Genomic DNA, 23,379 nt, shown 5'->3' on the forward strand with positions numbered 1-23,379 from the left:
CCCTCCTGCACAAGTCTATTTTGCAGGTTTAGTATGACCTTTTTTTCCCAGTATTATACGAAGGTTGCGTTGGATGACCGCTTCCCCTCTCCATTCCCAGGCGCGGGGAAGATCATCCCCTTGTTCCGGCGGATAAGATGGGACATAATGTTCGGCAAAGGCCTGCAGCGGACGTATTGTTACCTCCCGGTTATAGGGACAAACAAGCTGACAGGTATCGCATCCCCAGCACAAGCCATTTTGGGCGATCTTTTCTTCCTCTTCCTCAGTCAGGTCCTTCTTTTTTTGCGTAATGTCCGATACACAGTTTGTTCGTACAAAGTTCTCTTTTCCCAGTGTACGGCCAGGGCATGCCCTCCGGCAAGCCCCGCAGTGGATACAGCGGACCAATTCCTTCCCGGTGGGCTTGACCGGCAGATCAGTGACGATTTCCCCTATAAAACACCAGGATCCGTACTCCGGATGGAGCAGCAAGCCGTTGTCCCCTACTGTACCCAGTCCGGCTAAGGCGGCTGCCTGCACCTCGGGGATAGGAGAATTATCCACAAAAGATTCAAATGAAAAAGAGGGATACGCTTCCTTGAGACGTTTCTGAAGGCCCTCCAGCACATCCCCTACTACGCAATGATAGTCGGGCACACGGGCATATCGGCAAAGATTCCCCTCTTCCTGCCGCACCAGATAAGGAAAAAGTCCCACCAGGATTGACTGTGCTCCATCCATCAACCTCTTCCGGGCGCGGCATGGAATAAGACGATCCGCTATTTTTTCGAAGGCACAGCAGCCCCAGATATCTGTCCCTGCCTCTTGCAGCAGCGGCACGATGGCGTCAAACTGGATCATTTTATTCTTCCCTCCCTTCTCAGCCTCTGGTACAGCAAAGCCCGCCAGGCCCCCAACATCCGGGCCGGCGGGCTTTTTTACTTTATTCTCCCGATTTTCTCGGGAGCTGCATTTTCGGGCCTTATCTGCCCGACACAAAGAATCAAAATCAAATCCTCTTGACCGTATTCTGGCCAAAGATGCGTTCTGCCGCCCCTGTCTTAACCAGCACCGTGGCAAGCGGCACGCCTAAAACCAGACAGGCTGCCAGTTCACCAGCCCCCACTTCCACCAGCATGCTCAGCCACAGGGGATGGTTGAACGCCACCGAAAGTTCCGCGCCGATGATAACGGCGTTAAACAGCACAGGCGGCAGGGCCGACAGCACCGGTACTCCCTTAAAGCGGATGTTGCGCAGGGCATAACTGCACAGGGCAGCCAACAAGGTAGCCAGTGTGCCGAGTACAATGTCCAATGGGCCGGCCACGTTAAGGCCCATGGCCAGGCCGATGGTGTTGGAAATGAGACAGCCCACCGCAAGCCCCGGGATAGCCGACGGCGTAAAGGCCGGCAGAATGGTGAGGGCCTCAGCCACCCGGCATTGGAATAAGCCATAGCTGATGGGCGACAGGCCTACGGTCAGCACGGTGTACAGGGCGGCGATAACAGCCCCCTCCGACAACCGGCGCAGGGATACATTTTCTCTCATGATGACATTCCTCCGTAGTTTTCTTTTAGGTCAGGATGTTGCGACTGACCGGATGGTTCCTCCATCCTTGATCTATGATAAAGAGGCCGCGTCCTTTTTATGGATGCGATACCTCGGGATGCTCTTTGTACCAGATCTCCGGCATGAGGCAGTCCTCATTGACGGTGGCTTTCGATACATCCACAGTGGCTTCCTCATCGGGACGGACTTTGCGTCCCACCGCTACGACGCGGGCATCTTTAAAAATATGCGAACAAGAGGACAGCATGATAATCTGGTCGTCACCCTGAACGTCCACTGGAATGTCGTAAAGGGAGCGTTCTCTTAATTCGTCCACAAAGGTAAGGAAATCGCCGTCTGAACTAAAGTCGGTACGCAGATAGTCAAAATTGGGGGCATGTTCCTCCCGGGTACTGGCATAAAATACCGAGAAAATTTTCCACTGGTTTTCCTCATCCAATGTATCCATCTGGATCATGGGGTGGTTCTTGTAGTATTTGAGGGTCTTGTAGTTCTCCAAAGCGCCGAACATCTGGCCGTTGATGAGGCGGTGGCCATAGACAATGATGTTCCGATCGGTGCCGTCCAACTTATTGCGGTAGTCAAAGAAGGGGGTGCCGTATTTGCTGTAATTGCCGTAAAAGTCCTTGTAGAGATAGTAATCGTTGTCGCTGGACTGGACAACAGGATAATTCAAACCGGTATTCTCGATCTGCACCCAGCCTTTGACATCGGGATTGAGGGCGTAGAGCTTGGCAAAGGAATCAGGAACCCCCTCCGGCGTGGATACATCTTCCGCAGGCTCAGGTTGCGACGTCAGATGAAAGACATCCCACCACGGAGTCTCGGGCTGCTCCACCTGGGTGGCGTCGCCGTACAGGTCGGACAAGCTGTCGTAAGCCGAATTGGCCTTCCACGGCACGTACACCTGATCGTATAATAACCATCCCGCCGATCCCAAAAAGGCAAGCAGCGCCACCAAAAAGAGCAGTTTGCTGAATACTTGTCCAGCTGAGTCCCCTTTCCACGGAAGGATCTTCTGCAATCCCTTTTTCTTGGGCCCTTTCCCCGTCGGTACCGGCAGCGGCATGATGCATTTGACAAACTTCTTGTTTTTCCCCTTCTTTTTCAAAGGCATACAATTGCCCATGAAATCCACATCGTCCACCAAGTAAAGACGCACCATGTCCAACGCGTGGGACGCTGCCACATGCCGCACATACGACCGGCTGGCCCCAGCTACGCTGATATGCCGCGCCCAGATGCGTTCCTCATCGGTCAGGGCAATCCATACCGATCCTGCCGGTTCGCCGTTCGGCCCGCCTTCAGGACCGGCGTATCCCGTAATGCTGACGCCCAGATCCGACCGGGCGGCACGGCGGGCTCCGATGGCCATGGAACATGCCGCCTCCTGACTGACGGCAGTATACTTCTTCAAAAGCTTGGGCGGGACTCCCAGCAGCTTTGTTTTCTTTTCATCTGAGTAGGTGATAAAGCTGCATTCCATCACCTTGGAAGCGCCGGGGATATCCACAATCCGTTTGGCCAGCAATCCTCCCGTGCAGGATTCTGCCACAGCGATGTGAAAATCACAACGGGTAAGGCTTTCCACTACCACCTGTTCCAGATTGTCCACATCCTGCCCGTAGATGGCACGTCCCAGGCGGCGGCGCAGCTCATCCATAACAGGATAAATCAGGGTATCGGCATCCGCCTGGCTGGGAGCCATTGCCGTGACGCGCAGCTGCACTTCCCCTTCCTTGGCGTAAGGGGCTACAGTGGGATTTTCCCCTTCCATCAAATCGGCAATCGTAGTCTCCACAGCCGATTCCCCCATCCCAAAGATGTGCAGGGTGTGGGATACGATAGTCTGTTTGGTCATCTCCATGAGCTGCGGCTTTACCGATTTCTCAAACATGGCCTGCAATTCCCGGGGCGGACCAGGCAGCATAATAATGAGCTGATTGCCTTTGGCTACAGCACAGCCAGGGGCTGTCCCCTCTGTGTTGGGGAATACCACACATCCTTTGGGCAGCATAGCTTGTTTTCTATTGTTCTCGGTCATTTCACGGCCGCGTTTTTCAAAGAATTCCTGGATGTGCTCCAGGGACGGCTCGTGAAGTTCCTGCTCGACTCCCAATTCCTCACAAATGGTCTGACAGGTTAGGTCGTCGGCCGTGGGGCCCAAGCCGCCGGATGTGATAATAATATCACTGCGGGAAAGGGCGATACTGAGTGCCGACTTCAGACGCTCCGGATTATCCCCTACCGTCGACTGGAAGTGGACGGTGATGCCCACTGCGGCCAGTTGACGGGAAAGATATTGGGCGTCCGTGTTTAGAATATCACCTAATAACAGTTCGGTCCCGACCGAAATGATCTCTGCTCTCATGAAAGTACTCCTTTCATCCTCTGGCGGGCAGTGCCCGCCTCCATACCGCTCCAAGAGAAAATTGATACTTTTCCCTTTGGGGCACGGTACCGTTTCTCTGAAAAGACGGATTCCCTTATCCTCGTGGGCAGTGCCCGCCTCCATACCGCTCCAAGAGAAAATTGATACTTTTCCCTTTGGGGCACGGTACCGTTTCTCTGAAAAGACGGATTCCCTTATCCTCGTGGGCAGCGCCCGCCTCCATACCGCCCCAAGAGAAAATTGATACTTTTCCCTTTGGGGCACGGTACCGTTTCTCTGAAAAGACGGATTCCCTTATCCTCGTGGGCAGCGCCCGCCTCCATACCGCCCCAAGAGAAAATTGATACTTTTCCCTTTGAGGCACGGTACCGTTTCTCTGAAAAGACGGATTCCCTTATCCTCGTGGGCAGCGCCCGCCTCCATACCGCCCCAAGAGAAAATTGATATTTTTCCCTTTGGGGCACGGTACCATTTCTCTGAAAAGACGGATTCCCTTATCCTCGTGGGCAGTACCCGCCTCCATACCGCCCCAAGAGAAAATTGATATTTTTCCCTTTGGGGCACGGTACCATTTCTCTGAAAAGACGGATTCCCTTATCCTCGTGGGCAGTACCCGCCTCCATACCGCCCCAAGAGAAAATTGATATTTTTCCCTTTGGGGCACGGTACCATTTCTCTGAAAAGACGGATTCCCTTATCCTCGTGGGCAGTACCCGCCTCCATACCGCCCCAAGAGAAAATTGATATTTTTCCCTTTGGGGCACGGTACCATTTCTCTGAAAAGACGGATCCTATCGGGCTTCTATTACCATCTCCCGCACGCCTTCCACTGCTTCCTGCACCAACTGGTCAAGAGACAATTTCTGTTCCGCCGCTTCCAAGTCGGAAAGCCGTGGTCTTGTCTTGGGATGCTTGGGTGTAAATACAGTACAACAGTCCTCATAGGGCTGGATGGAAATATCAAATGTTCCGATTTTACGGGAGATTTCCATAATCTCCTCTTTATCCATGCCGCACAAAGGGCGCAGCACCGGAAGCTGTGCCACGGCATCGGTACACACCATGGCGGGCAAGGTCTGACTTGCCACCTGGCCGACGCTTTCCCCCGTCACCAATGCCAGACATTCCCTCTTCTCCGCCACGGCCGAAGCGATGCGCACCATAAAACGGCGCATGACTACGGTAAACAGGTCCTCTGGACAGTTATCCCGGATGGCCTCTTGGATGGAGGTAAAGGGTACGATCAATAATTTCATTCGTCCGGCATATCCGGCCACTTGGGTCAGAAGTTCAATGACCTTGCGTTCGGCCCTCTCGCTGGTATAAGGGGGGCTGGCAAAGTGAATGGCCGTCAGCCGAAGGCCGCGTTTTGCCATCATATAGCCTGCCACGGGACTGTCGATACCGCCGGAAATAAGCAGAAGACCACGGCCCCCTGTTCCAACCGGCATTCCGCCGGCTCCCGGCAGTACTTTCCCGTGGATATAGGCGCCAAAATCCCGGATCTCCACCATGACGGTGACATCCGGATGATGCACATCCACCTTCAGATGAGGGAAGCTTTGGAGCAGTTTCTCTCCCATGGCGGCGCAGATTGCCGGGGACTTGAGCGGAAAAGTTTTATCCGAACGCTTTGCCTCTACTTTAAATGTTTTGGCGTTCTCCAGCGTCTCCTCCAGATAACCCGGCGCAGCGTCCAGGATGGCATCCATTTCCTTAGGCGCTACCATAGCGCGGGACAATGCCACTATGCCGAACACCTGGCTGACCTTCTCCACCGCCTCGTCCAGGTCGATGGATGGATCCTTCGGCTCGATTGTAATGACCGACTGGGCTTTGCGGATCTCAAAGGAACCAAACCCCTCCAGCCGGCGACGGATATTTTTCACTAAGATGGATTCAAACGTAGACCGATTTAAGCCCTTGAGGGCCAATTCTCCCATTTTAGCCAGTATGATTTCATTCACAGTCAAAAACTCCCTGTTTTCCTCTTTATTTTCTCAGGCGGGCTATGCCCTCCTCGATGCCTGCTACCAAAGCCTCCACGTGCTCCATCCGGTTAAACCGGGAGAAGCTGATGCGCAAAGCGCTGTCTACTGTCTTTCTGTCAAGCCCCATGGCCGCGAGGGGACGGCTGAGCGCTCCCTTGGAACAAGCCGATCCGCTGGACACATAAATACCTTTCCCCGCCAGGAAGTGGAGCATGGTCTCCGAACGGATCCCCTCTACCGACAAGTTAAAGACATAGGGCAATGCGTCCTTTGGCGAATTGATGCGTACACCCGGCAGCTTCTCCGCCGCTTCCCACAATGCGTTCCACAGCTTGGAGGCCTCCGCCGCGTGCTGGACCGTATCGCCCAGCGCCTCTACCGCAGCGCCAAATCCGGCGATGGACGGCACGCCTTCGGTTCCAGGACGGATTGCCTGCTCCTGGCTGCCTCCGAATTGTCTGGGTAAGATGCGCGTTCCCTTGCGGATATACAAAGCCCCCGCTCCTTTTGGACCGTGGATCTTGTGGGATGAAACCGTCATGAGGTCCACCCCCAGAGCCGCGGGACGACAGGACATCTTCCCAAACGCCTGCACAGCGTCACAGTGGATGAGGGCGGGAGCTCCCGCCTTCTTCACGGCTTTCTTTATGTGCTCCACCGGCTGAATGGCGCCGGTTTCATTGTTGACCAGCATCATGCTGACCAGTATCGTGTCCTCATTGACCGCCTCATAGATGGACTGTACGGGAATTTTGCCATCCGGCCCCGGGGCGAGACGGATCACCTCAAACCCCTGCTGCTCCAGCGCATCCGCCGTTTCATACACCGAGGAATGCTCCAGCTGTGTGACGACGATGCGTTTCCCAGCCCTCTTCTTTGCGGCCGTACCGCCGAATAAGGCCAAGTTATTGGCTTCGGTGCCGCCGGAGGTGAACACAATCTCCCGCTCTGTACAGTTCAGACGGGCGGCCACGGCACGACGGGCGCGATCCATCTCGTCCTCGGCCTCAATCCCCTTCTGATGCAACGACGACGGATTGCCGTACGACACCGTCATCACCTGTACCATACGTTCGACCGCTTCCTTGCAGACCGCGGTAGTGGCGCTGTTGTCCAGATAAATATCCTGCAACCTCAATTCCCCTCAATCCATAAAAAGCGGGAAATGCACTGTTTTCCACTTGCAGCACATCCTCCGCCTCTATTGTCCTATCAAACAACTAGACTTATTATACAACAATCCCTCTCCTTCCGCAAGACGCCCAGCCACTGGCTTTTTTCTCCTATTTCTTGTCCTTTTCCGATGCCTCGCGGCTCTAGACAAATACTCCTTTTAAATGGTATAATTGTTAGAAGTACATCTGTCGGTTTTGTTGGATATCTTTGAGAATTTTTCCTGGGTAATCATCACCCTGAAGGAGGGCTTTATGCATCAAAGTCATTTCTTTGCCATGCTGTCCCGGATGAAGCATATCAATCGCTGGGGTCTCATGCGCAATACCTATCCGGAAAACATCAGCGAACACAGCCTCCAGGTGGCCATGATTGCCCATGCGTTGGCTGTTTTGCGCAACCGCCGGTTCGGCGGATCGGTTTCTCCGGAACGGGTGGCTTTGCTCTCCCTCTTTCACGATACGCCTGAAATCCTCACCGGCGATCTTCCCACCCCGGTGAAATACCGCAACACCGCTATTCGGTCGGCCTATCAGCAGGTGGAACTGGATTCCGCCCAGCAGCTGCTACAGCTCCTACCCGACGATTTGCAGGGGGATTACCGCTCCCTTTTCCTCCCCGAAAAGGAGGAAAAGGAGCTCTGGGTGCTGGTCAAGGCGGCGGACAAGATCTCCGCCCTCATCAAATGCATCGAGGAACAGAAGGCCGGCAATCAGGAATTTCGGACGGCAGCCGTCTCTACCCGCCAATCCATTGTGGACATGCATATCCCTGAAGCCGACGTTTTTTTAGAGCAATTTCTCCCCTCCTTCTCCCTGACGCTGGATGAGCTAAATTGCGACGCGTAAAGTATTTTCCATCCGATCGGCATACAATAGAAATCTAGAAGCGGTTTTGCTGTGGAATTCGATACCGTCTTTTTGCGTTTTCAAAGCGGCTATCTTGATCCGCCGCTTCCTAAAACCAAACAATGGAGTTGATTTTAACATGGCATTCTGCCCTTTCCACGCCTATGATCCTGACCATCGCAGTCCTTTCGGGGCCGTCCCTGCCGGGACGGCGGTTCATCTTCGCGTCCTGCTGCCCAGGGATTACGGCTGTTCCTCCTGTACCCTGGTCATCCGGGCCGACGATCAGAAGGAGGCCCGGCGGTATGGGATGTTTTGGTGCGGCATGCACGGCCAGAATTCCGAGTGGTGGGAGTGCCATTTTAGACCGGAGACTCCGGGACTTTACTGGTATTCCTTTGAATGCCAGACCCATCAGGGGACATTGCCTATTTCAGCCCGTCCCGACGGCAGCGGCGTCCTAGGCGGACAGGGTACCTGGCAGCTTACCGCATACGACCCCTCTTTTCAGACGCCCGACTGGATCAAAGGCGGCGTCTATTATCAGATTTTCCCGGATCGTTTTGCCTGTTCCGGCCGGTCGAAACAGGATGTCCCCGCCGGACGTACCCTGCGGCAGGATTGGGGCGGACAACCGGAATGGCGTCCCAATGCCGAGGGCAAGGTGACCAATTCGGATTTCTTTGGCGGCGATCTTCCGGGCATCGAACAAAAGCTCCCCTATTTGGAACGTTTGGGTGTAACATGCCTGTATCTCAATCCCATTTTTGAATCCCATTCCAACCATCGTTACGATACCGCAGACTACACAAAAATCGATCCCCTTCTTGGATGCGAGGACGATTTAAAACATCTGTGCGCCCAGGCGGCCAAACACGGGATCCATATTGTTTTGGACGGCGTCTTTAGTCATACCGGTTCCGACTCGGTCTATTTTAACCGGGAAGGACGCTATCCTCCAAACGGCGCTTACAATACCCAAGATTCCCCCTATTACTCCTGGTACAAATTCCAGAAATGGCCGGAGCTTTATACCTCCTGGTGGGGATTTATCACCTTGCCGGAGGTTCACGAAGAGGATCCTTCCTTTTTGGAATTTATCTGCGGAGAGCAAGGGGTCTTAAAAAAATGGCTCCGGTGCGGCGTGTCCGGCTGGCGGCTGGATGTGGCCGACGAACTCCCGGATGTCTTTTTGGAACGGCTGCGTCAAGCCGTCAAGGAGCAGTCGCCCGACGCCCTCATTTTAGGGGAGGTTTGGGAGGACGCCTCCAATAAGGAAAGCTATGGCGCCCGGCGTAAGTTCCTGCTGGGGAACCAGTTGGATTCGGTGATGAATTACCCCTTCCGCAACGCCATCCTCGGGTTCTTGACCGGAGGAAAGGCGGAGGATTTTCTCTCTATCGTGCTGTCGGTGTGTGAACATTATCCCGCACCGGCGCTGCATACCCTCATGAACCACATCGGTACCCATGATACCGAACGGGCTCTTACGATTCTTGCCGGGGAACCGGAAAACGGCCGCGGTCGGGACTGGCAGTCACAGCAGTGTTTGTCCCCGGATCAGAAAGCTCATGGATTACAGTTCATGCGTCTTGCTTCCGCTATGCAGTATACCTTGCCCGGCGTCCCGTCCGTCTACTACGGCGACGAAACCGGGATGGAAGGGTACAAGGATCCCTTTAACCGGGGATGCTATCCCTGGGGAAAGGAAGATGTTTCTCTTGTGGAATGGTACTGCAGTTTGGGCCGTATCCGCAAAGCATGCCCGGCTTTGGTGGACGGCGAATTTATTCCCCTGTTCTCCCAGGGAGATATCCTGGCTTTCGGCCGGCGCAAAGGAAATGATACGATTTTAACCGTGATCAATCGGTCGAGTAGTCCCGCCGCTTTTCCATTGCCCAAGGGGTGGGAAAATGTCGCTTGCATCCTTGGGAAGAAAGAAAATGACACCATTGTCCTCACCCCTCATGACGCTGTGCTAGCCGGCACGGGGCAATGGATCAATAAACTACTATCAACCAGTAAGGACGGCTGATTCTTATGAAGAAACTATCCCCTTCTTTGGAGGATTACCTGGAGACTATCCACATTCTAGAGCAGCAGGGGCCGGTGCATGTCACCGACATTGCCAACGAATTGGGGCTCTCCAAACCCAGCGTCAATCGGGCGGTCAAGACGCTTGCTCAGGACGGCCTTTGCGACCATGAACCCTATGGCACCATCCGCCTCACGGAGGAAGGGAGTCACATTGCATCAGAAGTGCTGTTCCGCCATGTCACCATCAAGGGATTCCTCATCCAGCAGCTCGGTATCTCGGAAAAGGTGGCTGAAGAGGACGCTTGCCGTATGGAACATGTGGTCAGTGCTGAAACGATGGAAAAGTTGATTGCGTACATCAAAAAGTCCCAAGATCAATAAAAGTTTTTTGCGGATCCTTTTCCTGCGGGGAGGGAGAACAGAATTCTTGCGCAAAAAGAGGGAAATCAGCTGGACGGTTGAATTTTCCCGTTTGGTCGGGTATACTGAAAGAAAGGATGGGCGGGAGATCTTTGCGCCCATAGGACCAAAGACGATCCAAAATACCAGTTAGGGCGGCAGAAGAGCCGCCCTAACTTTTCTCTTTATGACTACGGTGGAAAGGCGATGATGGTGTGAAATTTGTCCGCTTGCTGGAACAAGCCGGTTTCCCGGCATGCTGTTCTCCCGATCGGGAGGTGGAGGCGCTTTGCTACGATTCCCGCAAAGCCGCGTCTGATAACGCCTTCGTGGCTCTGTGCGGAACAGTCTCCGACGGCCACGCCTTTGTCCAGTCGGCTTACGACAACGGATGCCGCGCCTTTGTGGTGCAGCGCCCTGTTACTCTGCCCAGTGACGCCGACATCGTCCAAGTGCCGGATACCAGGGCGGCCCTTGCATCGCTGTCGGCCTGCCTCTTTGAGCATCCTGCAACTCGGATCAAGACCATTGGTATCACCGGAACAAAGGGAAAGACTTCGGTGGCCCACTTGATCCGCCATATGCTGGACGAAACCGGGCACAAGGCCGGTCTGATCGGCACTACCGGCATCCGGTTTGGAGACGTAGTCCGCAAAACGGTCAACACCACCCCGGAATCCTACGAGCTACAAAGAGCGCTCTCGGACATGGAGAAAGCCGATTGCCAATACGCCTGTGTGGAAGTGTCCTCCCAGGGGCTGATGACCCATCGGGTGGACGGCCTTCCCTTTGAGATCGGCATCTTTACCAACCTCTCTCCCGATCACATCGGGCCGGGGGAGCACAGTAGTTTTGAGGAATATATGGGGTGGAAGGCCCAGTTGTTCCGCCGCTGTAGAATCGGCATCCTCAACCGGGACGACGCCCATTTTGCCGATATGGCAAAGGACTCTACTTGTGTCATCCGCACCTTTGGCATGAACGATCAGGCCGATTATTGGGCCGACGACGTCCAGCTCCTGCGGGAACCGGGATTCCTGGGGGTTGGGTTTACCTGTCATACCCCGGCCGACAGCTTCCCCGTCCGTCTCCCTCAGCCCGGCCGGTTCAGCGTCTACAACGCCTTAGCGGCCATCGGGGCTGGATGCGAGCTGGGCATCCCTCTGTCCCAAATCGCCACTGTGTTAGCTGGGGCCGTCATCCCCGGCCGTATTCAGCTCATCCCCGCCCTGCCCTACTGCACCATCGTGGTGGACTACGCCCACAATGAGCTAAGCCTTCGCTCTATTCTTACCACCCTGCGGGAATATCATCCCCGCCGGCTCATCTGCCTCTTCGGCTCGGTGGGGGGACGCACTCAGCTCCGCCGCCAAACCTTGGCTCATGCCGCCGCTCAGCTCGCCGATTTTTCCATCCTCACCAGCGACAATCCCGATTTTGAGGATCCGGTGGCCATCTTGGAGGATATCGAGCAGGGGATGTCGGCGGCCAAGGGACATTTTATCTCCATCCCCGACCGTGGGGACGCCATCCGCTACGCGGTGGATATGGCAAAGCCTGGGGATATGATCCTTCTAGCCGGCAAGGGTCACGAGGATTACCAGCTGATCCGTGGGGAACGCATCCCATTTTGTGAACGGGATGTGGTGGAGGAAGCCGCCCGGCAACGTCTCAGCCGGGAATCGAGCGGGAAATCCTGACAATAACGCTGCTTCAAGCGATAATAAGGATAAAAAAGCGATATTCAGACGTATTCGAGACGAAGTTTGACGGCATACAGGAGGTTTCAGCATGCAGCCACTTGATCCAAAGATGCAGAAGATCGATGAATTTGTCCAATCTTGTCCCAAGGGACATTTTATGCAGTCCCCCCAGTGGGGGCAGTTCAAAGACGCGTGGCACAATGAATTTGTCACAGTGGAGGACGCCGACGGCAATCTAAAGGGCAGCATGAGCCTTTTGATCCGCAAGACTCCCTTCCTGGGGTACAGCATGATGTATTCCCCCCGCGGCCCTGTGTGCGATATCCATGACCGGGAGACCATCCGGGAATTAATCGGAAAGGCCTCCCAGGTGGCTAAACAGCATCGGTGCTATACCCTTAAAATCGATCCGGATGTGTCCATTGAGGACAAGGAATTCTCCGATATCTTCCGGGATCTGGGTTTTTCCATCAACAGCGACATCAAGGGGTTTGACGGCATCCAGCCCCATTTTGTGTTCCGCCTCAACATCGAAGGAAAATCCGAAGAGGAAATCCTGGCCGGGTTTGGCAAAAAACATCGCAAAAACGTCCGGCGCGCCATCAAATACGGCGTCACCGTCCGGGTCGGAAGCCGGGAGGAATTGTCTAAATTCTGGGAGCTTGTACACGAAACCGGCGAGCGTCAGCATTTCGGCATCCGGAGCCTGGCGTATTTTGAACGGATGTATGATCTCCTGGCTCCCGATCACCTGCGTTATCTCATCCTGGAGTACGAGGGCGAGATGATCGCCGGATGTTTGGGCGTCCAGTACGGCGACAAGGTGTGGTGCCTCTACTCGGCTACGTCGGATCACCATCGGGATAAAAAGGCCACCTACCTGATGCGTTGGAATCTGATCCTCTGGGCCAAGGAAAAGGGATGCCGCATCTTTGACCTGATGGGGGTACCGGGCATCGTGCCGGAAACCCATCCCCTCTACGGCCTTTATTCGGTTAAGAAAGGCTTTGGCGGCGATCTCATCGAATTCGCCGGGGAGATGGATTTGATTTTCCATCCGGTTGTCTACTCCCTGATTGAGCACGGCATTGAGATCCGGCACAAGCTGCGTCAACTTCTTCACGGCAGCAAAAAGCCTTCGTCTTCCTCCCAGGAGGGGGAAAAATCGGAGGAAACCTTATCCGGACAGGAACCATCGTGATCCGTCTGATCCGGGAAGAAGAGGTGGACGTCCTTCTTCCCCTGTGCGAAAAGAGCGCTTTGGGATGTCGGATAGGGTCGGCTTTGCTCTGTTACCAAGGGGCGTCTTTTTTCGACGTCTGGGTACAAGAGGATGCTTCCGGCATTCAGGCCATCCTCTGCCGGCTGGACGGCGCCATGACCATTGTGGATATAGGCAAGACCGGCCATCCGGAACAAATGGCTTTCTGCAATGCCGTCGGGTTTTCCAGCCTGACGGCTTCCTCTTGTTCCCTCAAGGCGATGGGACTGGCCCCGTCGACAGGTGGGGTCAGTATGGCATTCCCAGCGCGGACGGACAAGCTTCCTAATATCTCTCCCGACTGCGCCGGACAAAATGGAGAAGCATCGAAAGCCTTGGGTTCCTCCTCGGGCATCTGTTGGGACGCTTCTCCCCGCCTTTATTACCCCATCCTAGAGCAGTGCCAAGGGGATGGCATCCAGTTCCCCCCATTTGACACGTGGTATGTGGATTGTTCCCACCGTATGCGCCGGGGATGGATGCGGGGAGCCATCGTCCGGGAAAATAGCGTGGATGCCGGATGCATCTTAGCGGTGGAGACCCCTCATGCCGCCCTGATTACCGGGGTGGCTGTCCTGCCCCGCTTCCGCGGCAATGGTATGGGAAAAAGATTGGTATCCTCTATGCTCTCTTCCCTTACAGCTGAACACAAGACGTGTTTTCTTCTATGCCGTCCTGAGCTGACCGACTTCTACCGCTCGCTTGGATTTCAACCGTCCGGACACTGGGCCTCTGCCCTGACGGCTTCTGTGGAGGTATCGCTATGACACATACCATCTTTGGCTATCCCTTGCAGCAGCTTACATTCTACTTTGCCTTCTACGCCATGGTGGGTTGGATCTTGGAATGCATTTACTGTTCTATCGGCCAGCGGAAGGCCGTCAACCGTGGGTTTCTGTACGGCCCCTGGTGCCCGGTCTATGGGTTCGGTGCCGTGGCCTTGATTGTAACCCTCTCCCCACTGAAAGAATATCCCTTATTGTTTGTTCCCCTCTCCATCCTGGTGACCTCGGTGATCGAGCTTATCACAGGCCTTATCTTTGAACGGGTCCTACATATGAAGCTTTGGGATTACACCGGTAAATTCCTGAACATCAAGGGTTATGTCTGTTTCAAAAATTCCCTGATCTGGGGCATACTATCGGCCCTGTTTGTGTGGTTTATCCATCCGCAGGTGGAAAAGGTCTATCTGGACATGCCAAGTGGCGTAACTTACTATGGCTCTCTTATCATCCTGCTGGTGTTCGGTACGGACTTCTTCCTTTCCCTCATCCGCTCGGTCAAGCTGAGCGAACATCTGCGGGTGCTGGAAGAACGCATGCAGGAGGCGCGCCAGACACTGGATCGTCTCAAGGAGGCAAACGGCGTGCAGAAAGCTTTGCTTGAAAAACGTGCAGAAGAAACGCGCCGTCTGACCGAACAAAAAATGGAGGCCACTGCCAAACGCTTCCGCCATCATCTTAAGGCATTTCCCACTCTATCGTCTAAAACCTATCCCACTTCTTTAAAAGCCGCTCGTGAAGCGCTTAAAAATCGCCGGAGGAATCAAAAATGATGCAAAGACCTTTTTTTACTTATCATCCCGCCGTCCAGGAGGCCGCCCAGAAGGCTCTCGATCTGGTAAAGCCCGCTTTGGACCGCATTGACCGCGTCACCGAACAGAACCAGCAAAAAGTGCTGGCCGCTTTTATCGACAACCGAGTCAGTGAAAGCCACTTCGCCGCCTCCACTGGTTACGGCTACGACGACCGGGGCCGGGATCTCCTGGACCGGGTATTTGCCGACGCTTTGGGTGCAGAGGATGCTTTGGTCCGCACCTCGTTCCTTTCCGGAACCCATACGCTGGGCATCGCCCTCTTCGGCGTACTGCGTCCGGGAGACGTCATGCTGTCGGTGACGGGGCTGCCTTACGACACCATCCATTCAGTCATCGGCCTGCGTGGAGAGGGGCAGGGTTCCCTCAAGGATTTCGGCGTAGGATACCGGCAGGTGGATCTGATGCCTGACGGTTCCCCCGATTTTGACTCCATTGCCGACGCCTTGACTTCCGACGTCAAAATGGTCTATCTCCAGCGTTCCAGGGGCTACAGCCTGCGCCCCACCCTATCAGCCAAGACGATCGGAGAGGTCGCCCAGTTTGTCAAACAGCGCCGTCCCGATGTTGTGGTCATGCTGGACAACTGCTACGGCGAATTCGTGGAGACTGTGGAACCGGTAGAGCTGGGCGTGGATCTCATGGCCGGCTCCCTCATCAAAAATGCAGGCGGCGGCATCGCCCCCACGGGAGGTTACATCGCCGGACGCAGCGATCTGGTGGAACTCTGCTCTTACCGTCATACCGTCCCCGGCGTGGGGCGTGAGATCGGCGCCACGTTAGGCCACACGCGGGATTTGTTTATGGGACTGTTCCATGCCCCTCACGTCACAGGCGAAGCGCTCAAAACCGCTGCCTTTGCCGCCGCTTTGATGCAGCAATTGGGATACGACGTCACCCCTCGTCCTCTGGAGGAGCGGTATGACATCATCCAGGCCATCCAGCTGCGGGATAGGGATTCCCTCATCGCCTTCTGCCAGGGGATGCAGGCCGGTGCACCTATCGACGCCTTTGTCACGCCGGAACCTTGGGATATGCCGGGATACGACAGCCAGGTCATCATGGCTGCCGGCGCTTTTACCTTGGGAGCTTCCATTGAACTCTCCGCCGACGCCCCCCTCCGGGAACCCTGGGCCGTTTGGATGCAGGGCGGTCTTAATTTCCACTCGGGAAAAGTAGGCGTCATGCTGGCGGCTTCCCATCTCATGCGGGCCTTGGAGAAAAAAGCTGAATCATCTAAATAATAGCATCCGTAATATAATTTATAAATATTGCTATACGTATAAAATCCCCTTTGAGGAAATAAACTCAAAGGGGTTCTTTTTATCGATCTCCAAACGCAGGCCTTAATGCCGATAGGATATGGCTATTGGTTAGTTTTTGGGCCATTTTATCCCGAAATCGGGCTGAATGGGTCTTCCCCTGCATGCGTAAAGACTCCAGGTCTTTGGAAAGTTGTTCTTGTTGCTTCGTCAGAAATTCCATAAGTTCCTCTACCTGTCCTAACCTCTCGATTGCCGGACCGATGTACCCCTCCCGTGACGGCACGACTGCATCCTGTTTCGTCTGATAGCGGCCATCGTTCGTCTTTTCTGTAAAACGCTGCATGTTTGATCCTCCTCATCTGTTGTATGGTTGAGTATACCATATCAGACGGATATCAGCGATAAAATTTAATTCCTACGGGGCCTAGATCTTTCAACATCCATAGAATTATCATCTTGTGTTTGGAAAGAATAGGATATTATGCGGATGTTAATTTTTTATGAAGATAAACTAGACACAATGCTTGCAATTTAAAAATAGGGGTGCTATAATACGTGCGATGTGCACGATTGATAAAAAGATTGTGTTAACATAAATGAGAAAATCGCCTGCTTTGTGCAATCCAAAGCGGCTTTTTTGTTTTCTTATGATGATGTCCGGTTGGAAAAGATTTGCATCAAAAGGTGTTGATAATTTTGCGAATATCTGAGGCCAGAAAAAGGGGAATGCCTCCCATTAGACTCATTGCGCTGAGTTTTGCCATTATCATTGTGGTGGGAGCCCTCCTGCTTACCCTCCCCATTGCCTCGAAGGACGGAAATTTTACCCATCCTCTGGATGCTTTGTTTACCTCTACTTCCGCCACATGTGTCACCGGATTGGTGCTGTTTGACACCTTCACCAAATGGACTTGGTTCGGGCAAGGGGTTATCTTGATGCTCATCCAGTTGGGCGGATTGGGCTTGGTATCCTTTACTTCCTTCTTCGCCTTCACAGTACGCAGGCGGGCAGGTATTAAAGAACTACAGCTGGCCAATGAGTACATTTCAAACGGCAATTTGGCAGATGTCCCCCAGCTCTTCCGGCTGATCTGCATTGTGACGCTGGCCTTCGAGACGGTGGGTGCTGTTCTGCTGGGGATCCGCTTCGTCCCAAAGTACGGCCTGCAGGGTATTTGGATCTCCATCTTCCTTTCCGTATCGGCCTACTGCAATGCCGGTTTCGACATTCTCGGCATGGAGGGACCTTTCTCCAACCTTACCCATTACAATGACGATCCCTTGGTCATCTTGACCGTCTCCTTCCTCATCATCTTCGGCGGTTTGGGATTTGTGGTCATCAACGACATCGTTTTTATGCGTAAGCATGGCCATATTCTTCTCCATACTCGGATCGTGCTGTTGTGCACTGCTATCCTCCTTGTGGCGGGGACGGTGGGCCTGCTCGCCATTGAATACAACAATCCGGATACATTAGGTCCTATGCCTTTTGGAGAGAAGTTATCGGCCTCCTTTTTCCAATCGGTCTCGGCCCGTACCGCCGGGTTTAACAGCATCGACCTCGGCAGTATGCGGGAACCAGGTAAATTGTTGCTGTGCGCCCTAATGTTTATCGGCGCGGCCCCTGGATCTACAGGCGGAGGTATTAAAGTGACGACCTTTGTAGTTCTGATGATGACGGTATATAGCGTCATGCGAGGACGCGATGACACCGTTGTGCTCCATCGTCGGGTGGATAAAAAAGTGGTATACAAAGCATTATCCATCACCATTTTATCGGGTGCATTGACTATCTTTACCTTCTTTGTCGTATTTTACTGTCAACGCAACTTAGGAGTATCGGCCATTGACAGTTTAGTTGAAAGTACTTCGGCTTTTGGCACAGTGGGACTTAGCTGCGGTGTCACGCCTGATTTAGCTGTTGGTTCCAAGATAGCCGTCATCTTTACCATGTTCTGTGGGCGGGTCGGTCCCATATCTCTGGCACTTGCCATCTCGGCTAGGAGCAAAAGGTCTGACGCCATTCTGCCGGAAGGACGCATTATGGTGGGATAGCTTCTAGAATAGCAAAAAAGAAACCCCGGCGGAGGATAAAATCCTCTTCGTCGGGGTTTCTTTTTTATACCTTTTGAGAACACCTTTCGCCTTACTGCTTCTCCTCATCACCTTGTTGTCGATCCAATTGGGCGATGGCCTCCTTATACTGCTTATACGTAAGAAAGGTATTGAGCATCTGCAAAAGGGATTTGGTAGACAGATGCTCCGGAAGAGAGAGCATGGAAAGCAGCTTCAGCCGTCGGGATTTGCTTCCCTCCGTGCCGGTAATTCCATCCTCGTAGAGATCCAGGTTGGTGATATCCCGTCCCTCCTTCGGCCGCTGATAAGGTATTTCATCCCACGTCACCCCTGCCTTTTGCAATGCCTCTATGAGCAGTTCTTTTGGGATGCCCTCTACCCCCAGCTTTCCCTCTTTGGAGGCTTTGTCCTTGCGCTTCTCCTTGCCCAGAATGTCGGGAATGTACACATGCCGGATCTGCGCAGCCGGGATACAGCCCGACAAATAATTCCGGATGACAAATCCTGCGCCGTCGCTGTCCGTCAGGATCAGAAGCCCTCTCTCCTCAGCCAGACGCCGGATGAGATTCATTTTCTCTTTGTCTTTAAAGATACCAAAGCCGCCGGTCGGGATGATGACGGCGTCTAATATGGAGCTCAGCTTGATTTTATCGTACTTGCCCTCCACAATGACGGCTTGACGCAATGTGATCAATGCATTTCCCCTCTCTCCCTCTCACGCCATGAGCTGGACAATGGTCTGTTCCAACACGACCCGTCCATCCACCCGGGAGCCCTTCAGCTTGCGGTCGGCTTCATACAGGATATCCAGCTGCTCCCGCAGACGGTCTATATCCAGCCGTGCAGCGTCTCTGGCTGCGTTTCGCAGTCGGAATTCTTTGCCCCGGTAGTTAAAATCCTTGGCCAGATCCTCCGCCCTGCCCCCTCCCAGGGAAGCTACTTTGGCCCGGTAAAGATCTACTGTCCCCATACACAGCACCGATAAAATGGCCACCGGCTCTTCTTTTTGGTTGAGAAGTGTATCCAAAATGGAAAATGCTTTGCTAATATCACGTTTTGTAATAGCACGGGACAAATCAAATACACTGGATTCCAGCGTAGGGACGGCCACCATATCAATATCCTTACGGGTGATTTCCCCTTCGCCTATCATGGAGCACACCTTGTCCAGCTCCCCACTGAGCACCTGGAGATCGTTGCCGCACAGTTCCACCAGATACCGCGCCACATGAGGGGTGAGGGTGCATCCACGCTTGAGAGCCGACGAGCAAAGAAGCTTGGACAGTGACGCCATGTCCCGATGATCCAGCTGGACGGTGCATCCCACGCTGTCGATCTTCTTGATGAGACTGCGCCATTTAGCCGACTTCTTTGGGTTGCATTGAACCGCATCCAGGCGCACAATCAGCACACAGGTATCCGGCGGGTCCTTGAGCAGCTTTGTCAGCTTCTCCTGGTCGGCTGCCTTCAGGGATTCCGCATCCAAATCGATGAGCACCACACATCGCCTTTCAGCCATGACGGGAAGGGTTTCTACGGCATCCACGACCTCGTCCATGGAAGTGTCCTTCCAGTAAAACTGCATGAGGTTGAATTGCTCCATGCCCTTGGCTACGGCTTTGCTCACCAGCTTCTGGCTGTAATGCTTTTTCAGCATCTGCTCGTCCCCATACAGCAGGTAGACCGAGGCAAGCTCTCCCGTCTGGATTTGTTTTTTCAGCTCTACTTCTCCAATGCCCGGCATGTCTTTTCCTCCTTTAGTCCCGGCGGATGAGTACGTCTCCCTTGCCGCGGGTCATGATAATAAGATCGGTTTTCTCTCCGACCAGTATGCTCTCCACTTCCCGTTCCGCCAGATAAATCGGCGCCAGCCCTCCCGACGGTGTCAACGCTACATCAGGCGTACACTTTTGGAAATTCGCCGGCAGTTCTTTTCCCAGAAGCGCCACATCCGGATGCGAGCCTTGGACAAACGTGACGTCGGCATTGTTGGTGGAAAGTAAAATCTCCGTCTCTCCCACCTCCATGCGCAGGGCGCTTTCCTCCCCTTGCCGGGAAGCTGTGACGTCAAACCCTTCCCAAAACCGAATGTCGGCGGAATCATAGGGATAAAATTCCGTATCAGGCGACGCTGCTTTTAGGGCAGTCAAATCGGCTTCGGCCGGGGCGAGCACCATGTCCACCGGAAAACTTTCCAGAAGCTCCTGCGCTCCCGATGCAAATTCCTCCTCCATGGAGGGCAAAACAAGCATTTCCAGTCGACGAATTTCCTCGTCTTGCAAGTAGTTCTGGATCCGGGCGGCTGCGTTATAAGATCCGCCGCAGCCTATCACGGCTGCACGGCCATCCCGAACAACGGCGGCCGACAACACATTTTCACTGTTCATGACCTTGATGCTGGTGACGCCCCGCATGCTGATCTGATAAGAGAGAATACCGATCATCAGCACAATGGCCGATAAGGCGGTACAGGATTGAAAGAGCGAGACGTCCTTGCGCAAAAGAAAGGCGAGGCAAAACAGTAAGATCGTCCCGGCCAGCCATACCAGTACAAATCCTTGGGATGTGGAAATCACCGCAAATGGGACGCCGGACAACAGTCCGGTCACTGCGATGAGATACTTTGCCAGGAGTCCCGCCACAAGCAGACATGGATTGCTGATAAATGCCAGCATCCCCATGGAATGAAGCATAGACCCGACTCCACTTGCAATCATCATAATGGATGCGGGCAGCATACACAAAACGTTGGTCACCGGCGAGATGAGGGACACCCGTTCAAACACCACAATCGTAATGGGCAACAGAAACAGGCTGGCCGATAAGGATTGGGCTACCGTGGCGACGATGCCGTTTATGACACGTCTGCCCCGTTTGACATTTGCAAAAGGCCGGATCATCCAGCTTTCCATCCGCGCCGATAGGACGATCATTCCCAGCGTCGCCATCAGCGACATGATAAGCCCCAAGTCCCTGACGGCAAACGGATTGAGAATGGTCAGCAAAAAGGCGGCCAATCCGAGGGAATTGAGGGAGTCGGCCTTCTTGCGGGCAGCCAGTCCCAACAGATAGACGATGCTCATCAGGCCGGCGCGCATGACCGACGGCGTAAATCCTGTAAGGGCCATGAATCCAAAGGCGAATCCCGCTGCCAAGACGGCTGCAACACGGCGGTTGACCTTGAATCTCATGAGCACCATCAGGACAAAATTGGTGAAGATGGAGATATGTGCGCCGGATACCGCCAGCAAATGAGCAATCCCCGTATCGCGGAAGGCCTGTTTGATTTTCGGATCGATTTGATCGTCGGCGCCCAATAAAACGCCGTTGATGACTTCAGCTGCATCCGAAGACAGGGTTTCCCGATTGGTTTCCATCAGTTTTTGACGGGCATCCACTACAAAAGCGTAAACAGGACGAACCTCCGCCTCCTTGACTTGGACATCGCCCAGCGTATACGCCGCGATGTAAGCGCCTTTCTCCTCTTTGGCCCCGCTGGTGTAGAAATGGACGTCGGCTGAAATCTCGTCAAATGTCCTGGCCGGCAACTGGCCACGGCAGGAAAGAAAAATGTTGAATTCCTGCGGCGCACCGTCGGCATCTACAGACGTGACCTTCACCGGATACAGCATCCGTTCCCCTTTGGGTGTGGGAAGATCGGTGATTATGCCTTCCACCCGGCAGTTGACGCCGTCTAAACTCTGGATGGGCAGGACCGTCAAAAAGGTGGCAAGACAAATTGAGCCCATCGCAACCGCTGCCGTCAGCAGTGCGGTGGGCACAACTTTTACGATGCGAAGGGGACGCACAAAGAGTGACACCACTCCCGCCGCCAAACACAGAAACAAAAGAGCCATCGTCCCGCCAATCGGACAGAAGGTCCCCGCCAGCAGGGCAAAGAACCAGGAAAATCCCACTACGGCGGCTGGACGTCTCATTGTTGCCTCCTCCTGTGTCGTCGTTTGTGCATCCGCTGTCACCCTAGGTAGAAAAATTCATTCAATCGCTGACCTTTTAGTCCTTGAAAAACAAGGGCAGCGGCTCCAGATAAATGATGTCTTTCCGATCGGCGGCATCGCCCTCGGCTAGGACAGCCGCTTGTCCCACAATGGTCCCTCCCGCCTGGCCGATCAATTCGTCCATGGCGTGAAGAGATTCTCCCGTACTGATGACGTCGTCCACCACCAGCACCCGTTTCCCTTTGAGGCTCTGGGCGTCCTCCCGGCTGATGTACAGCGTCTGAAGACGGTCGGTGGTGATGGAGCGTACCTCTACCTTCAAAGGATCGGGCATGTAGAGCTTTGTGGACTTGCGAGCCACTACATATTTCCCGCATCCTTGGCGGGCCATCTCGTAGGCAAGAGGGATGCCTTTGGCTTCGGCTGTAACCACCACGTCGTGTTCCGGGCAGCGTTTTAACAGCTCTTCAGCCGCCTTGACGGTCACTTCCACATCGCCAAACATGATAAAAGCCGCAATGTCCAGCTTATCGCTGACCGGACAGATGGGAAGCTGACGGGTGAGTCCACACAATTTTAATTCGTAGGTTTTCATGGTTTTACTCCTTTTGGACAACGGGAAAAATCCCGTCCATCCGTTGAATAGGAGGCCGCTTTGCAGTCTCCCCTGTCATAGCGCTTCTAAAGGGCTCCCATTAGCCGGGAGGCCAACCCAGATTGCGTCCCGCCAGCATATGAAAATGCAGATGGTTGACGGTCTGGCCGCCCTGTTCACCGCAGTTGTTGACCAGGCGGAACCCGTTTTCCAGCTTTTGTTCCTTGGCGATTTTGGCCGCAATCTCAAAGATATAGGCTACAATACCGCTGTTTTCCGAATTGATGCAGGCGGCCGACTGGATATGCTCCTTGGGGATGATGAGAATGTGAAACGGCGCCTGGGGATCAATGTCGTGAAACACCAGCACCTTGTCGTCCTCATACAGCTTCTTGGAGGGGATTTCTCCCGCCGCGATCTTACAGAAAAGGCAATCCTCCACGTGAAAAACCTCCTTTGATTCCCATCTGAGACGGGTTGTTTTCATCTATCAGGCAGCGTCCTCTCCCCGTACAAGCCGGTGAAGAGGGCGCT

At 54.0% G+C, this 23,379-nt stretch carries 20 protein-coding genes; 9 read left to right on the plus strand and 11 right to left on the minus strand.

Annotation, left to right across the window (positions count from 1 at the left end; genetic code table 11):
• Positions 1 to 15 precede the first annotated feature (15 nt).
• The 5 genes from C12CBH8_RS10810 to C12CBH8_RS10830 form a co-directional block, all read right to left on the minus strand.
• Positions 16 to 843, minus strand: coding sequence for an epoxyqueuosine reductase (locus tag C12CBH8_RS10810; RefSeq protein WP_215533212.1), 828 nt, complete (start codon positions 841 to 843; stop codon positions 16 to 18).
• Positions 844 to 991: 148 nt separating this feature from the next.
• Positions 992 to 1,531, minus strand: a complete 540-nt coding sequence (locus tag C12CBH8_RS10815; protein ID WP_215533213.1) for a QueT transporter family protein — start codon at positions 1,529 to 1,531, stop codon at positions 992 to 994.
• A gap of 97 nt (positions 1,532 to 1,628) precedes the next feature.
• Entirely contained in the window at positions 1,629 to 3,923 is a 2,295-nt protein-coding gene (locus C12CBH8_RS10820) for a competence/damage-inducible protein A (RefSeq protein WP_215533214.1), read from the minus strand.
• An 812-nt stretch (positions 3,924 to 4,735) separates the two neighbouring features.
• Positions 4,736 to 5,911, minus strand: a complete 1,176-nt coding sequence (gene thiI / locus C12CBH8_RS10825; RefSeq protein WP_215533215.1) for a tRNA uracil 4-sulfurtransferase ThiI — start codon at positions 5,909 to 5,911, stop codon at positions 4,736 to 4,738.
• Positions 5,912 to 5,936: 25 nt separating this feature from the next.
• A complete protein-coding gene (locus tag C12CBH8_RS10830; RefSeq protein WP_099322799.1) occupies positions 5,937 to 7,067 on the minus strand; it encodes a cysteine desulfurase family protein in 1,131 nt (376 codons plus the stop codon).
• Between the two features lie 295 nt (positions 7,068 to 7,362).
• Here C12CBH8_RS10830 and yfbR point away from each other — a divergent pair, with 295 nt between their 5' ends.
• The 8 genes from yfbR (at position 7,363) to C12CBH8_RS10870 (ending at position 16,194) form a co-directional block, all read left to right on the plus strand.
• Entirely contained in the window at positions 7,363 to 7,956 is a 594-nt protein-coding gene (yfbR, locus tag C12CBH8_RS10835) for a 5'-deoxynucleotidase (RefSeq protein ID WP_215533216.1), read from the plus strand.
• Between the two features lie 139 nt (positions 7,957 to 8,095).
• A complete protein-coding gene (locus tag C12CBH8_RS10840; protein ID WP_215533217.1) occupies positions 8,096 to 9,991 on the plus strand; it encodes a glycoside hydrolase family 13 protein in 1,896 nt (631 codons plus the stop codon).
• A 5-nt stretch (positions 9,992 to 9,996) separates the two neighbouring features.
• Positions 9,997 to 10,374, plus strand: a complete 378-nt coding sequence (locus C12CBH8_RS10845) for a metal-dependent transcriptional regulator (protein WP_090264895.1) — start codon at positions 9,997 to 9,999, stop codon at positions 10,372 to 10,374.
• Between the two features lie 233 nt (positions 10,375 to 10,607).
• Positions 10,608 to 12,092: a UDP-N-acetylmuramoyl-L-alanyl-D-glutamate--2,6-diaminopimelate ligase gene (locus C12CBH8_RS10850; RefSeq protein WP_215533218.1), complete on the plus strand. Its 1,485-nt coding sequence runs from the start codon at positions 10,608 to 10,610 to the stop codon at positions 12,090 to 12,092.
• A 91-nt stretch (positions 12,093 to 12,183) separates the two neighbouring features.
• The gene (locus C12CBH8_RS10855) at positions 12,184 to 13,296 is read left to right on the plus strand and encodes a lipid II:glycine glycyltransferase FemX (protein ID WP_090264890.1); all 1,113 of its coding nucleotides are present in this window, start codon (positions 12,184 to 12,186) and stop codon (positions 13,294 to 13,296) included.
• A complete protein-coding gene (locus C12CBH8_RS10860; RefSeq protein WP_215533219.1) occupies positions 13,293 to 14,123 on the plus strand; it encodes a GNAT family N-acetyltransferase in 831 nt (276 codons plus the stop codon). The genes C12CBH8_RS10855 and C12CBH8_RS10860 overlap by 4 nt, the downstream gene beginning before the upstream one ends.
• Complete coding sequence (locus C12CBH8_RS10865; RefSeq protein WP_215533220.1) at positions 14,120 to 14,911, plus strand: putative ABC transporter permease; 792 nt, start codon at positions 14,120 to 14,122, stop codon at positions 14,909 to 14,911. The genes C12CBH8_RS10860 and C12CBH8_RS10865 overlap by 4 nt, the downstream gene beginning before the upstream one ends.
• Complete coding sequence (locus C12CBH8_RS10870; RefSeq protein WP_425503814.1) at positions 14,911 to 16,194, plus strand: methionine gamma-lyase family protein; 1,284 nt, start codon at positions 14,911 to 14,913, stop codon at positions 16,192 to 16,194. The genes C12CBH8_RS10865 and C12CBH8_RS10870 overlap by 1 nt, the downstream gene beginning before the upstream one ends.
• Positions 16,195 to 16,273: 79 nt before the next feature.
• On the opposite strand, the gene C12CBH8_RS10875 is transcribed toward C12CBH8_RS10870, so the two are convergent.
• Positions 16,274 to 16,558, minus strand: a complete 285-nt coding sequence (locus C12CBH8_RS10875; protein ID WP_215533222.1) for a hypothetical protein — start codon at positions 16,556 to 16,558, stop codon at positions 16,274 to 16,276.
• 383 nt (positions 16,559 to 16,941) lie between these two features.
• Here C12CBH8_RS10875 and C12CBH8_RS10880 point away from each other — a divergent pair, with 383 nt between their 5' ends.
• Positions 16,942 to 18,270, plus strand: a complete 1,329-nt coding sequence (locus C12CBH8_RS10880) for a TrkH family potassium uptake protein (protein ID WP_215533223.1) — start codon at positions 16,942 to 16,944, stop codon at positions 18,268 to 18,270.
• 91 nt (positions 18,271 to 18,361) lie between these two features.
• Here the strand turns inward: C12CBH8_RS10880 and C12CBH8_RS10885 are convergent, their stop codons facing one another.
• From C12CBH8_RS10885 to C12CBH8_RS10905, 5 genes are all read right to left on the minus strand, one after another.
• Entirely contained in the window at positions 18,362 to 18,985 is a 624-nt protein-coding gene (locus C12CBH8_RS10885) for a ribonuclease M5 (RefSeq protein ID WP_215533224.1), read from the minus strand.
• Positions 18,986 to 19,006: 21 nt separating this feature from the next.
• Positions 19,007 to 20,035 carry a DNA polymerase III subunit delta gene (holA, locus tag C12CBH8_RS10890; RefSeq protein WP_215533225.1) on the minus strand — a complete coding sequence of 343 codons (1,029 nt, stop codon included), beginning with the start codon at positions 20,033 to 20,035 and terminating at the stop codon, positions 19,007 to 19,009.
• Positions 20,036 to 20,048: 13 nt separating this feature from the next.
• A complete protein-coding gene (locus tag C12CBH8_RS10895; protein WP_215533226.1) occupies positions 20,049 to 22,229 on the minus strand; it encodes a ComEC/Rec2 family competence protein in 2,181 nt (726 codons plus the stop codon).
• Between the two features lie 76 nt (positions 22,230 to 22,305).
• Positions 22,306 to 22,845 (minus strand): phosphoribosyltransferase family protein, encoded by a 540-nt coding sequence (locus C12CBH8_RS10900; RefSeq protein ID WP_090264876.1) that lies wholly within the window; start codon positions 22,843 to 22,845, stop codon positions 22,306 to 22,308.
• Positions 22,846 to 22,945: 100 nt separating this feature from the next.
• The gene (locus tag C12CBH8_RS10905; RefSeq protein WP_090264874.1) at positions 22,946 to 23,287 is read right to left on the minus strand and encodes a histidine triad nucleotide-binding protein; all 342 of its coding nucleotides are present in this window, start codon (positions 23,285 to 23,287) and stop codon (positions 22,946 to 22,948) included.
• Positions 23,288 to 23,379 lie beyond the last annotated feature (92 nt).

Source organism: Solibaculum mannosilyticum (assembly GCF_015140235.1).
GTDB lineage: Bacteria > Bacillota > Clostridia > Oscillospirales > Acutalibacteraceae > Solibaculum > Solibaculum mannosilyticum.

Excerpts from the sequence above, each read along its gene's own strand:
- C12CBH8_RS10810 (WP_215533212.1), bottom strand. The coding sequence starts at position 843 with ATGATCCAGTTTGACGCCATCGTGCCGCTGCTGCAAGAGGCAGGGACA.
- C12CBH8_RS10815 (WP_215533213.1), bottom strand. The coding sequence starts at position 1,531 with ATGAGAGAAAATGTATCCCTGCGCCGGTTGTCGGAGGGGGCTGTTATC.
- C12CBH8_RS10820 (WP_215533214.1), bottom strand. The coding sequence starts at position 3,923 with ATGAGAGCAGAGATCATTTCGGTCGGGACCGAACTGTTATTAGGTGAT.
- yfbR (WP_215533216.1), top strand. The coding sequence starts at position 7,363 with ATGCATCAAAGTCATTTCTTTGCCATGCTGTCCCGGATGAAGCATATC.
- C12CBH8_RS10840 (WP_215533217.1), top strand. The coding sequence starts at position 8,096 with ATGGCATTCTGCCCTTTCCACGCCTATGATCCTGACCATCGCAGTCCT.
- C12CBH8_RS10845 (WP_090264895.1), top strand. The coding sequence starts at position 9,997 with ATGAAGAAACTATCCCCTTCTTTGGAGGATTACCTGGAGACTATCCAC.
- C12CBH8_RS10855 (WP_090264890.1), top strand. The coding sequence starts at position 12,184 with ATGCAGCCACTTGATCCAAAGATGCAGAAGATCGATGAATTTGTCCAA.
- C12CBH8_RS10865 (WP_215533220.1), top strand. The coding sequence starts at position 14,120 with ATGACACATACCATCTTTGGCTATCCCTTGCAGCAGCTTACATTCTAC.
- C12CBH8_RS10870 (WP_425503814.1), top strand. The coding sequence starts at position 14,911 with ATGCAAAGACCTTTTTTTACTTATCATCCCGCCGTCCAGGAGGCCGCC.
- C12CBH8_RS10875 (WP_215533222.1), bottom strand. The coding sequence starts at position 16,558 with ATGCAGCGTTTTACAGAAAAGACGAACGATGGCCGCTATCAGACGAAA.
- C12CBH8_RS10880 (WP_215533223.1), top strand. The coding sequence starts at position 16,942 with ATGCCTCCCATTAGACTCATTGCGCTGAGTTTTGCCATTATCATTGTG.
- holA (WP_215533225.1), bottom strand. The coding sequence starts at position 20,035 with ATGCCGGGCATTGGAGAAGTAGAGCTGAAAAAACAAATCCAGACGGGA.
- C12CBH8_RS10895 (WP_215533226.1), bottom strand. The coding sequence starts at position 22,229 with ATGAGACGTCCAGCCGCCGTAGTGGGATTTTCCTGGTTCTTTGCCCTG.
- C12CBH8_RS10900 (WP_090264876.1), bottom strand. The coding sequence starts at position 22,845 with ATGAAAACCTACGAATTAAAATTGTGTGGACTCACCCGTCAGCTTCCC.